This is a genomic window from Elusimicrobiota bacterium (assembly GCA_016182905.1).
Lineage (GTDB): Bacteria > Elusimicrobiota > Elusimicrobia > UBA1565 > UBA9628 > GWA2-66-18.
In genome coordinates this window covers 12,202-24,278 of record JACPFR010000052.1, presented here as the reverse complement: position 1 = coordinate 24,278, position 12,077 = coordinate 12,202, and the positions used below count along the sequence as shown (strand labels likewise).

Here is a 12,077-nt window from a genome sequence, read left to right as displayed (position 1 = left end):
CTCGCAAATTCGTTGAATTCCCGGGCACTCCGGATTTTGACGAATTTGCGAGCCTGACACCGTTTACAGGGTGTAGTCGACGCCTTTCCGGAGCTTGATCTCGATGGCGCCGTCGAGGTCGTCGCCGGTGACCTTGAGGGCGCCGAGCTGCTCGGCCTTGGCGCGGGCGGAGAAGAGCCTGGACGAGGCGTCGGACAAGGTGTTCTGGGCCTCGTTCATGAGGCCGCCGTTGCGGGAGAACATGGCGAACAGCGCCGCGGTGCCGGCGATGGTGCGGGCGGAGCGGTAGGAGCGGCGCGCGTCCCAGTAGGCCTCGACGGCGCGGGCCTTGTCGGTGAGGGGCTTGAAATTCGAGCTGTCGCAGGGGCAGGAGGGCTTGGGCTTCTCGACGGGCGCCGGCTGGGGCGCCGCGTTCACTTGGGCGCGCAGGGGGAGGGCGGAGGCCGCTGTCAGGAGCGCGACGGCGAGGGCGGTGATCTTCATGGCCATAGGATAGCCCGCCGGGCGCCTTGCGTCGGGGGCCGTCGGGCCTACGCGGGGCCCCGCGGAAGGCCTATTCCTTAACAGGACCGGGCTTGTCAGGTCCGCGCCCCTCCGCTATACTTGCGACCATGAGCGGAATGACCTTTGTGGAGATGCTGAAGATCAGCATCGCGATGCCGATTTTGCTGGTGCTGTCTTTGGCGATCTTCGCGCAGGCCCTGGAGCGGATCTACTCTTACTGGTTCGCTCAAAAGATGCCGACCGCGATGTGGGAGCGGGTGCGCGACCGCCTCGAGGCGGGGGACAAGGCCGGAGCCATCGCCATCGCCCGCCGCGACACGACCTTGATGGGCGAGGCCATCGCCCGCCTGATCGCGCTCGAGACGTCGAACACGGAGAAGCTCGTCGAGGCGTTCCAGCTCTACCGCCAGCGCCTGAGCCTGGGGCTCAACCGCCGCGTCGGCCTGTTCGGCACGGCGAGCTTCATCTCGCCGCTGATCGGGCTGATGGGCACGGTGCTCGGCATCATGCGCGCCTTCCACGACCTGTCCGCCGCCGGGGCGGGCGGGCCCGCCGTCGTCGCGGCCGGCATCTCCGAGGCGCTCGTCGCCACGGCCTTCGGCATCGGCCTGGCCGTCGTCGCGGCCCTGTTCTACAACTACTTCACGCTCACGGCGCGCCACCGCCTGAACACCGCCGACCTGTGGGTCCTGGAGATGGCGCAGCTGCTGGAGGACCATGGCGGGAAGCCCGTTTCATAAGGACGACGAGGCGGCGCCAATCTCCGACGTCAACGTCGTGCCCCTGGCCGACGTCTCGCTCGTGCTCCTGATCATCCTGCTCGTGCTCTCGCCGATGGCGGCCCAGTCCATGCTCAAGGTGCAGGCCGCCGCCGCGAAGGCCGAGGCCGCCCTGCCGACCCAGGTCGAGCTGCTGACCATGCGCGAGCCCGAGGCCGTCGTCGTGCTCGGCGTCACCGCGCTCGGCTTCGTGATGGACGGCCGGCTCATGGCCACCGGCTCCGAGCTCACCGAGTTCCTCAAGCTCAAGCTCTCCGTGCGCACCGACCGCAAGGTGTTCGTCTCGCCGGAGCTCGAGGTCGCGCACGGCCAGGTCATCGCCGCCCTCGAGGCGGTGCAGGCCGCGGGGGGCACGGTCGCCCTCGTGCAGGTCGTCGACCCGGAGGCGCGCTGATGGCCAAGTACGCGCTGCTGCGGATGCGGGCCAACTCGCCGGAGCCCGAGCCCGTCACCGAGGTGAACATCATCCCGGTCATCGACATCAGCCTCGTGCTGCTCGTCATTTTGTTCGTGACCGCGCCGCTGCTCGCCTATCCGACGCTCCCCGTCGCTCTGCCGCCCGCTTCGGCGCTGCCCAACCAGGAGCTCACCATCGCTTTGACGTATGCCGTTGATGGTACGTTGTCCGTCCGCGCCGCCGGCTCCTCCTGGGACACCGTCGCCGCCGACCTGCGCCGCGAGGTGGACAAGAAGAACGGCTCGATCGTCCTGATCCGCGCGGACAAGTCCGTGCCCTACCGGACCGTCCAGCGCCTGATCGGCGTCGCCAAGTCCGCGGGAGCCGCGCAGATCGCGCTGGCGACGGAGCCGGCGAAGAGATGAGCGCCGCGCTCCTGCTGCTGATCGCGCTTCCCGCCTGGAGCGCCCCGTCCAAGTCGGAGCTCTCGCAGGACATGACGATCAAGGCCCGGGCTTCGGGCTCGGCGGGAGTCCAGGTGTCGCCGCCGACCGCGTCCAAGCCCGTCATCGACGAGGTCCTGCGCTCGCTGTCGCTCGGACGCGGCGCCTCGGCCCCGGCGGCCGCGCGCATCCGCGCCGGCGGCGACGTGGCGCGCTTCCAGCGCCCCTTCCCCGAGCCGCCGTTCCTGGCGCTGTCGCCGGCCAACATCGTCGCGGTGTACGACGAGTGGAGCTTCGAGGTCCTCGACAACGAGGGGGACATCGTCTGGAAGTCCGACGGCGTGGGCATGCTCAACGAGAAGATCGACTGGGACGGGGGCGGGCCCGACGGGCGACTGGCCGTCGTCGCCGGGCGCGCGTACCATTACCGCTTCACGGGGCGGCGGGCGGGGCGGGCGTTCGTCGTCGAGAGCGACCCAGTGCCGCTCAAGTCGTTCACGCGCCGCGAGTACGCGGGCGAGACGCGCCTCGAGGCCGACGCCGCGCTCCTCTTCGAGGACGGCAAGGCCGACTTCACGAAGGAGTCCGGCGCCTGGATCGACGCCTTCGCCAGCCGCCTGCGCCTGGGCGAGCCGCGCGCCGACGGCGACTACAAGCTCGAGCTCGCCGCGAAGGACGTCCGCGGCAAGGTCACGCAGGCCCGCGCGAAGGCGCTCCGCCGCCGCCTGGCCAAGGCGCTGCTGGTGGCGCCCGAGCGCGTCGTCGTCGGCCTGATGCCCGCGACGCGCGGCGAGGCCGTGTCGGCCTTCCTGCCGCCCTCCAAGGGCCCCGCTCTGCGCGTCGAGTAGCTACCGCCGCGCGCCGTAAGGCATGGGCGAGTTCCAGGGCGCGAACACGGGAAGCAGCAGCATCGCCGGCACGCCCGCCGCGATCGTGAGGAGGAAGAACGTCGGCCAGCCCGTCGCCTCCGCGATCTTGCCCGCGGGGGCCACCAGCACGTCGCGGCTGAAGGCCATCAGGCTCGTCATCAGCGCGTACTGCGTCGCCGAGAAGCGCGGGCTGCACAGGCTCATGAAGAAGGCCCCGAAGCCCGCGACGACGAGCCCGGCGCAGAAGTTCTCCACGATGATGACGGCCACCATGACGGGGTAGCGCGGGTCGAGGGAGAGGATGTAATAGCCGATGTTGCTGGCGAGCTGCAGCACGCCGAACACCCACAGGCAGCGGTTGATGCCGAGGCGGCTGATCGCCCCGCCGCCGCACAGCGCGCCGACGATGGTCGCGAGCAAGCCGACCCCGCCCTGGATCGCGCCCACGTCGGTCTGGGAGAAGCCGGACTTGAGGAGGAAGGGCGTGGCCATGTTCCCGGCCATGGAGTCGGCGAGGCGGTAGAGGGTGATGAAGACGAGGATGACGGCGGCGCGCCAGGCGGAGCGGGCGAAGAAGTCGCGGAAGGGCTCGACGATCGCCTCGGTCATCGTCTCCGGGAGCCTGTCCACGGGCGGAGGCTCGGGGGACCAGACCGTCGCCGCCAGGCCGAGGAGCATCAGGCCCGCCATCACGAGGTACACCGCGTTCCAGGTCATGCGGTCGGCGAGGATCAGGGCCGCCGAGCCGGTGATGAGCAAAGCCGCGCGGTAGCCGACGACGTAGATCGCCGTGCCGGCGCCCATCTCGCGGGTCTCCAGCACGTCGACGCGGTACGCGTCGATGGCGATGTCCTGCGTCGCGGAGAGGAAGGCGACGCCGAGCGCGGTGAACGCGAACGCGAGGACGGCCGTGCGCGGGTCGCCGAAGGCGAGCGCGGCGATGGCCAGCGCCAGGGCGGCCTGCGAGATCGCCAGCCAGCCGCGGCGGCGGCCGAGGAAGGGGGGGCAGTAGCGGTCCACGAACGGCGACCACAGGAACTTCGTCGAATAGGGGAGGCCGACGAGGCTGAACAGGCCGATCGTGGTCAGGTCCACCTTCTCCGCGGTCATCCAGGCCTGCAAAGTCCTGCTCGTCAGGAACAAAGGCAGCCCGCCGGCGAAGCCGAGGAGGCCGATGGCGGCCATCTTGCGCGAGGCGAAGACGCGAAGCCCGTCGAGCCGGTCCATGACGCAGTATATAACTGAATTTGGTAAAATAGGAAAATAATGTCCCACAAAAGCTCCTCTCACTCGATCACCCTCATCCCCGGAGACGGCATCGGCCCCGAAGTCGTCGCCGCCGTCCAGGCCGTCCTCGCCGCCGCCGAAGTGCCCATCACCTGGGAGGTCCGCCACGCCGGCGCCCGGGTCTTCAAGAACGGCGTCGCCTCCGGCGTGCTCCCCGACACCGTCGAGTCCATCCGCCGCACGCGCTGCGCCCTCAAGGGCCCGCTCGAGACGCCGGTCGGCTTCGGCGAGAAGAGCGCCAACGTGACGCTCCGCAAGTTCTTCGAGACCTACGGCAACATCCGGCCGGTGCGCGAGCTGCCCGGCATCCGCACGCCCTACTCGGGCCGCGGCATCGATTTCGTGGTCGTGAGAGAGAATGTCGAGGATCTCTACGCGGGAATCGAGTACATGCAGACCCCCGGGGTCGCGCAGGGCCTGAAGATCATCACGCGGAAAGGCTCGGAAAAAATAATCCGTCTGGCGTTCGAATTGGCCAGGGCCGAACACCGCAAGAAGGTCACGTGCGCGACCAAGGCGAACATCCTCAAGTTCACCGAAGGCCTGTTCAAGCGCGTGTTCGAGGACGTTTCAAAAGACTATCCGGAAATACACGCCGAGCACCAGATCGTCGACAACTGCGCCCATCAGCTCGTCATGCGCCCCGAGCAGTTCGACGTGCTCGTGATGACGAACATGAACGGCGACATCCTCTCCGACCTGGCCTCGGCCCTGATCGGTGGCCTCGGCTTCGCCCCGTCGGCGAATCTGGGTGATGGAGCTTCTATTTTCGAGGCGGTCCACGGCTCCGCGCCGCAGATCGCGGGCAAGGACATGGCCAACCCCACGGCGCTCCTGCACAGCTCGGTGCTGATGCTGCGCCACCTCGGAGAGATGAAGGCCGCCGACGACGTCGAGAACGCTTTGCTGGTCACGCTCGAGGACGGGAAAGTGTTGACCGCCGACATGGCCGGCGGCGGCCGCGAGCCCGCCGGCACGAAGGCGTTCACCGCCGAGGTGATCAGGAACCTCGGCTCCGCGCCCAAGTCGTTCCCGCGCCGCGAGTACCAGCGCATCAAGATGCCCAAGGTCACCCGTGACGCCGTCATGGTGACCGCCAAGGACACGCGGCCCATGGGCGTCGACATCTTCGTGGCGACCGCGATCGAGCCGGCCGTGCTCGGCCCCTCGATCGAGAAGGTCCTGACCGGCCTGCCCGTGCGCCTCGCCCAGATCTCGAGCCGCGGCACGAAGGTCTACCCGAACACCCACGACATCGAGTCCGACCCCGTGGACTGCGCGCGGCTCCGGTTCAAGGTCTCGACGCACGGCGAGACCTTGGACGACAAGGACATCGCCGAACTGCTCCAGCGCGTGGGCACCCAGGTCCTCTGGGTCCACGTCGAGAAGCTGTTCAAGTACGACGACCAGCCCGCCTTCACTAAGGACCAGGGCGAGGACTGACGGCGGCGACGAATGGACCAACCACAAAGACACAAAGTCACGAAGATAACCGGATAGAAAGTTAACGGCAAAGGCCGCATGCCGTTAACTCCTCATCCGTTTCCGTTCTTCGTGACTTTGTGTCTTTGTGGTTCTTCCGTTAAAATTTAGGCTGATTCTTAATATATTTTTTGTGACCCCCTTGTGACGACGGGGGGAGGGCCATGGCCAATCCGTTGCGTAAGAAAGGCCGTGACCACTAAATCCCAGAAGCGCGCGTCCCCGCCGGTCCCCTCTCACGCGAACGGCTTCGTTCCGAGCCAGTCCGCGAAAGCCGACACCTCCCACCACCCGGGCCGCACCGGGATCGATCTGCTGCACGACCCGCTGTACAACAAGGGGACGGCGTTCACCTACAAGGAGCGACAGAAGCTCGGCCTGCTCGGCCTCCTCCCGCCCCGAGTCTCCACGCTGAAGGGACAGGCGACGCGCGTCATCGCCAACGTGCGCAAGCGCGTCACCGACCTCGAGAAGTACGTCGACATGCTCTCGCTGCTCGACCGCAACGAGACCTTGTACTACCGCGTCGTCACCGACAACATCGAGGAGATCATGCCGCTGATCTACACCCCGACCGTCGGCAAGGGCTGCCAGCTGTACGCCCACCTCTTCCGGCGCTCGCGCGGGCTGTTCATCACGAAGTACGAGAAGGGCCGCATCAAAGAGGTGCTGCGCAACTGGCCGCGCCAGGACGTGCGCGTCATCGTCGTCACCGACGGCCAGCGCATCCTCGGCCTCGGCGACCTCGGCGCCAGCGGCATGGGCATCCCCGTCGGGAAGCTCGCCCTGTACACGGCCTGCGGCGGCATCCCGCCCGGCCAGACCCTTCCGATCACGCTCGACGTCGGCACGAACAACCCGGCCTTGCTCGCCGATCCGCTGTACCTGGGCCTGCCCGAGAAGCGCATCGAGGGCAAGGAGTACGACGACCTCGTGCACGAGTTCGTGATGGCCGTTCAGGAGGTCTTCCCGAAGGCCCTGCTGCAGTTCGAGGACTTCGCCAACCACAACGCGTTCCGCCTGCTCGAGAAGTACCGCGACGAGATCTGCACCTTCAACGACGACATCCAGGGGACCGCGTCGGTCACCTTGGCGGGCCTGTATTCGTCGCTGCGCATCACCGGGCGCAAGCTCACCGACGAGAAGATCCTGTTCCACGGCGCCGGAGAGGCGGCCATCGGCATCGGCGACCTCGTCGTCGGCGCGATGATGGCCGAGGGCCTCAGCAAGAAGGAGGCGATGGCGCGCTGCTGGTTCATGGACTCGAAGTCCCTCGTCGACTCCAGCCGCGCCGACCTGCAGCACCACAAGCTGCCGTACGCCCACAAGCACGACTTCGGGCCGGTGCCGACTTTGCTCGACGCGGTCAAGGCGGTCAAGCCCACGGCGCTCATCGGCGTCTCGGGCCAGGCCCAGCAGTTCACGAAGGAGATCATCGAGGAGATGGCGAAGCTCAACAAGCGCCCGCTGATCTTCGCGCTCTCCAACCCGACCGCCAACGCGGAGTGCTCGGCGGAGCAGGCGTACGGCTTCTCCGACGGCCGGGCGATCTTCTGCAGCGGCAGCCCCTTCCCCACGTACGTCTACAAGGGGCAGACCTTCGTCCCCGGCCAGGGCAACAACGCGTACATCTTCCCCGGCGTCGGCCTGGGCGTGGTGGCGGTCGGCTCCAAGCGCGTCACCGACGAGATGTTCGCCGAGGCGGCGCGCGCGCTGGCGAAGCTCGTCACCGAGGAGGACCTCAAGCAGGGGGCCCTGTTCCCGCCTCTGACCAAGATCCGCGAGATCTCGGCCCGCATCGCCGAGGCCGTCGCCGAGGTGTGCTACGAGCGCGGCCTGGCGACCATGCCGCGCCCGAAGGACCTGCGCAAGACCATCCTCGATATGCAGTATCAGCCCGAATACAAGGAATACGTCTGAATGGAGAAAAACATGAGCACTGTCGGCACCCCTCAACGACCCCTGTGCGTCGCCGTCATCGGCGCCGGTCCCTCCGGCTTCTACGCCGCCGAGGCGCTCCTCAAAGCCCCCGGCCTGACGGTCCGCGTGGACCTCTATGACCGCCTGCCCACCCCGTTCGGGCTGGTGCGCGGAGGCGTGGCCCCGGACCATCAGAAGATCAAGTCCGTGACCGCCGTCTACGAGAAGGTCGCGATGGACCCGCGCCTGCGCTTCTTCGGAGGCGTGCGCCTGGGGACCGACGTCAAGATCGAGGACCTGCGCGCGCGCTACGACCAGATCGTCTACGCGGTCGGCTGCGAGAGCGACCGGAAGATGGGCATACCGGGCGAGGAGCTGGGCGGCTCCTTCTCGGCGACGGAGTTCGTGGGCTGGTACAACGGCCATCCGGACCACCGCCACCGGACCTTCGACCTGTCCTGCGAGGACGTCGCGGTCGTCGGCATCGGCAACGTCGCGATGGACGTGACCCGGCTGCTGGCCTGCGATCCCGAGAGGCTCGCCAAGACCGACATCGCGGACTACGCGCTCGAGGCCCTGCGCAAGAGCAAGGTCAAGACCGTGTGGCTGCTCGGACGCCGCGGGCCCGCGGAAGCCGCGTACTCGCCCGTCGAGATCGAGGAGTTCGGCAAGCTCGAGGGCTGCGACCTCGTCATCAAGCCCGAGGAGGCGGTCGTCACCGAGGTCTCCCGGCTCGACACCGCCGACGCCAACGACAAGAAGAAGGTCGCCTACGTCCAGGAGCACGCCAAGAAGGGCGAGGGCGCGCAGGCCCGCAAGATCCGCCTGCGCTACTGCGTCTCTCCCGTCGAGCTCATCGGCGAGGACGGCAGGATCAAGGCCGTCAAGCTAGAGAAGAACAAGCTCGTCGACGACGGCAAGGGCGGCGCCAAGTGCGTGGGGATCAAGGAGTACGAGACGATCCCCGCCGGCCTGATCCTGCGCTCCGTCGGCTACCGCGGCATCCCGATCCCCGGGGTGGCGTTCGACGAGAAGTCGGGCCACATCCCGCACGCGGACGGCCGGGTCGTCGTCGCCGGCGCCCACCTGCCGGGGGAGTACGTCGTGGGCTGGGCCAAGCGGGGCCCGTCGGGCCTCATCGGGACCAACCGCGCGGACTCGGTGCTGACCGTGCAGTCGATGCTCGCGGACCTGAAGGACGGCAAGCTGCCCTCCGGGCCCGTCGACGTCGCGCCGGAATCCGCGGTCAAGCTGCTGTCGTCCCGCGGCGTGTCGGTCGTCAATTACCAGCAGTGGAAGAAGATCGACGAGCTGGAGCGCAGCCGCGGCGCCGCGCAGGGCAAGATCCGGGAGAAGTTCACCAAGATCGAGGACATGGTCGCGGCGCTGAGCGTCGCCGCCTGACGGCGAACGAACGGATGAACCACTAAGACACCAATACACGAAGAACGGAAAAGGAAGGGTAACGGCATCGGCGTGCCGTTACCCTTCTTCTTTTCTTTGTGTCTTGGTGTCTTAGTGGTTCATCCGTTCGTCGCCGTTACGGCTCGGACCGGACCTGCTCGACGAGCTCGCGCACGCCGGCGTAGTTCGCCGCGGCGTCGGGGCCGGCGGCGTCGGTCTCGAGCACCTTCACGGTCTTGCGGAAGTGCTCGAGGACGGGGGCGGTCTCCTCGCGGTAGATCTCCATGCGGCGCTGAAACACCTCGGGGCTGTCGTCCATGCGGCCGCGGGCCGCGATGCGGCGCTGGAGCTCGGCCTCGGGCGTCTTGAGGTTGACCAGCGCGTCGATCGTGCCGCCTTCCTTCATCCAGGACTCGATGACGCCGATCTCCTCGGGGCGGCGGGGGAAGCCGTCGAGGACGAAGCCGGAGGCCTGCACGTCGGGGCGGGAGAGGCGCTCCAGGACCACGCCGCGCACGAGCGCCGAGTCCACGAGCTCTCCCTTGGACATCTCGGCGGCGAGCGCCGGGTCGGAGGCGGCCTTCGCGCGGAGCAGCTCGCCGACGGAGATATGGATCATGCCGTAGTCGCGGGCCAGCATCTTCCCATAAGTGGTCTTGCCCGAGCCGGGGGGCCCCGTGATGAGGATGCGCAGCGCCCGGGAGCTCCGGTCGGCCAGCAGGGAGGAGCGGACGCCCTCGAGGAAGCGGGCGGTCAGCGCCGGATCCTCGCCCTTCGCGGTCCACTCGGCCGCCAGGACGTCGCCGTAGGTGTCGGCGAGCCTTCCGATCTCCTCGGCGCCGATCAGGTTGACGACGAAGTCGGCGCGCCGCTTGAGCGGGAGGATGAACTCCTTCTCGTCCTGGAGGATCACGGGCCATCGTTTGAGATTCGTTTCTGCGGAAATACCGCGCTCCAGGCGGTCGCGGCGCAGGCGGCGGGCGAGGCGGATGACGGCGGGAGCGTCGAGATAGACGTTGAGGGTCGCAGCACCCTCCGCGGCCTTGATGAGCTTGTCGTGCGAGGCGTAGATCGAGTCCACGACGAGGACCTCGTCGGCCCCGAGCGTCAGGTACTCGCCGCTGTCGAAGCGCGTGGTCTGCGTCGCCATGTCGTTGAGCGGCAGCTCGACCTTGCCGCCCGCGAGCAAGGTCCGGATGTCGTCCGCCACGCGGTCGAGATACAGGGAGTCGGGACGGTCGAAGTCGGGCTGGCCGTCGGGGCCCATGGGGACCTCGGCCTTGGGCTTGAAGTAGCGGTCCACGGGGAAGACCTTGACGCGCTCGCCGAGCGTCGTCTTCAGGCCCTCGGCCAAGGTGGACTTGCCGGCGGCGGTCGGGGCCTCCAGGAACACGACGCTGCGGCCGGGAAGGCCGCGGGCCGCCTCGAGGGCGCGCGCCATGGCCTTGCCGCCGTCGGTCGCGGCGTGGCGCGACAAGCCGGCGGGCAGGAGGGGGGCGATCAGCGCCTTCGCCTTGGCCTTGAGCGCGGCGGGGCCGGCCGCCGCCTTTCCGGGCGTCAGGCGGTCGACGAGGCGGACCAGCGGGCCGATCAGCGAGTTGGCCGCCTTCGGCGCGTAGATCTGGGAGAGGACGATGGCCGCGGTGAGGATGCCGATGGCGGCGTTGACGGCCCAGCGGACGTCGCCGCCCATCACGGCCGCGTAGAGGTGCAGGAGGCTGCCCGCGACGACCAGGGCCGGGTACATCGGCGCGATGCCTTGGGGCGCGCGGCCTTCCCGCGCGAAGATCTTGACGTTCCGGCGGATCTGGGGCCAGTTCAGCACCCACAGCAGGCCCATCGCCGCGGTGAACGAGGCGGTCAGCCAGGCCGACAGGGGCATGAAGATCGCGCCCGCGATCAGGGGCAAAGGCGCCAGCACCGCCAGCGCGGTGAGCGCCGTGGCCTTGAGCTCCTTGCGGTCGCGCTTGTGCCAGTTTATCTGGCCGACGACGACGCCGCTCTCGACGACGCCGGCGACGTTGGCGAGGTTCCACCAGAGGCTCGCGCCCGAGCCGATGGACACGACGGACAGCAAGGCGGCGGCGGCGAACCAGATCAGGGGGCTGGCGATGGCGAGGTCCTTGACCCCGTCCTTGCCGCCCTTGAAGTTCTTCCAGATCTGCGGGATGCCGATGACGCTGAGCGCCGCGCTGCCCGCCGCGGCGACGACGCCCACGTTCGCGGCGAGGAGGGGGCCGAGGGCGGCGACGACGGCCACGCCCGCGAAGGCCGCGGCGCGGACGAGCGGCCGGTGCCAGAAGGGCTTCGCCGAGGCGGGGGTCTTGGCCGCGGGCGTCTCGACGGGAAGCGGCGCGTCGTTCTTCGCGGCGGCGACGGGCGCGAAGCGGAAGACGGCGCGGCGCGCGGTCGCGGCGGGGGCGCGGACGGGATCGGCGAGGGTTCCCCTGCCTCCTTCGATCAGCGCCTCGGGGTACAGGGCGGCGAAGGATTCGGCGCCGGCCCGGCTCGAGTCCTCGACGGGGGCGTCGCGGCGGACGGTCGCCATCACGCCGTCCCGAGGGGCGGCGCTCAGGGCGGCGGCCTGGAGAGCGGGGGCGGCGGAACGGGCGAGAGCGGAGGCCGAGGCCCGGGCGGCCGCGGGCCGCGCCGCCTGGAGCGCCGGGGCGGATCGCATGGCCGAGGGGGTCAGCGCGGCGGGAGCCAAAGCGGCGGACGGGGTCAGGACCGGGACGGGAGTGAGGCCGGGGACGAAGGAGGCGGAAAGCGACGCCTGAGGGAGAGCGTGGGTCTGGCCGACCGGAGAGAAGGCGCCGACGGCGGAGGCGGGAATGGCGGGGACCCCGCCGGCGTGGGCCTGGGCGGCGGAGGCGTTGACGACCTGAGCTAAGGCCTCGTAGGCGCCCCACGAGAAGGACCACGCGACTTGAAGCGTCGCCAGGAGGACTGCCAGGAGCTTCTTGCGCGTCGTCATTCTATATGAGGATAACGG

At 68.9% G+C, this 12,077-nt stretch carries 10 protein-coding genes; 7 read left to right on the top strand and 3 right to left on the bottom strand.

Translation table 11 applies throughout. The features are described from left to right. Positions 1-63: 63 nt before the first annotated feature. Entirely contained in the window at positions 64-483 is a 420-nt protein-coding gene (locus HYV14_15705; protein ID MBI2387434.1) for a hypothetical protein, read from the bottom strand. A gap of 128 nt (positions 484-611) precedes the next feature. Between HYV14_15705 and HYV14_15700 the strand changes: the two genes are divergently transcribed. Genes HYV14_15700 through HYV14_15685 form a run of 4 tightly spaced genes read left to right on the top strand, consistent with a single transcriptional unit; the run spans position 612 to position 2,971 of the window. Further along, complete coding sequence (locus tag HYV14_15700; protein ID MBI2387433.1) at positions 612-1,244, top strand: MotA/TolQ/ExbB proton channel family protein; 633 nt, start codon at positions 612-614, stop codon at positions 1,242-1,244. Next, positions 1,222-1,677, top strand: coding sequence for a biopolymer transporter ExbD (locus tag HYV14_15695; protein ID MBI2387432.1), 456 nt, complete (start codon positions 1,222-1,224; stop codon positions 1,675-1,677). The genes HYV14_15700 and HYV14_15695 overlap by 23 nt, the downstream gene beginning before the upstream one ends. Continuing rightward, the gene (locus tag HYV14_15690) at positions 1,677-2,105 is read left to right on the top strand and encodes a biopolymer transporter ExbD (GenBank protein ID MBI2387431.1); all 429 of its coding nucleotides are present in this window, start codon (positions 1,677-1,679) and stop codon (positions 2,103-2,105) included. The genes HYV14_15695 and HYV14_15690 overlap by 1 nt, the downstream gene beginning before the upstream one ends. After that, positions 2,102-2,971, top strand: a complete 870-nt coding sequence (locus HYV14_15685) for a hypothetical protein (protein ID MBI2387430.1) — start codon at positions 2,102-2,104, stop codon at positions 2,969-2,971. Before HYV14_15690 ends, HYV14_15685 begins: the two co-directional genes overlap by 4 nt. Here HYV14_15685 and HYV14_15680 read toward each other — a convergent pair whose 3' ends face one another. Continuing rightward, positions 2,972-4,219: an AmpG family muropeptide MFS transporter gene (locus HYV14_15680; GenBank protein MBI2387429.1), complete on the bottom strand. Its 1,248-nt coding sequence runs from the start codon at positions 4,217-4,219 to the stop codon at positions 2,972-2,974. Positions 4,220-4,258: 39 nt separating this feature from the next. Here HYV14_15680 and HYV14_15675 point away from each other — a divergent pair, with 39 nt between their 5' ends. From HYV14_15675 to HYV14_15665, 3 genes are all read left to right on the top strand, one after another. Further along, positions 4,259-5,722, top strand: a complete 1,464-nt coding sequence (locus HYV14_15675; protein ID MBI2387428.1) for an NADP-dependent isocitrate dehydrogenase — start codon at positions 4,259-4,261, stop codon at positions 5,720-5,722. A 231-nt stretch (positions 5,723-5,953) separates the two neighbouring features. Beyond that, positions 5,954-7,681, top strand: a complete 1,728-nt coding sequence (locus tag HYV14_15670; protein ID MBI2387427.1) for an NAD-dependent malic enzyme — start codon at positions 5,954-5,956, stop codon at positions 7,679-7,681. A gap of 12 nt (positions 7,682-7,693) precedes the next feature. Further along, positions 7,694-9,085, top strand: a complete 1,392-nt coding sequence (locus HYV14_15665; GenBank protein MBI2387426.1) for an FAD-dependent oxidoreductase — start codon at positions 7,694-7,696, stop codon at positions 9,083-9,085. Between the two features lie 136 nt (positions 9,086-9,221). Here the strand turns inward: HYV14_15665 and HYV14_15660 are convergent, their stop codons facing one another. Continuing rightward, entirely contained in the window at positions 9,222-12,059 is a 2,838-nt protein-coding gene (locus HYV14_15660; GenBank protein ID MBI2387425.1) for a nucleoside monophosphate kinase, read from the bottom strand. Positions 12,060-12,077 lie beyond the last annotated feature (18 nt).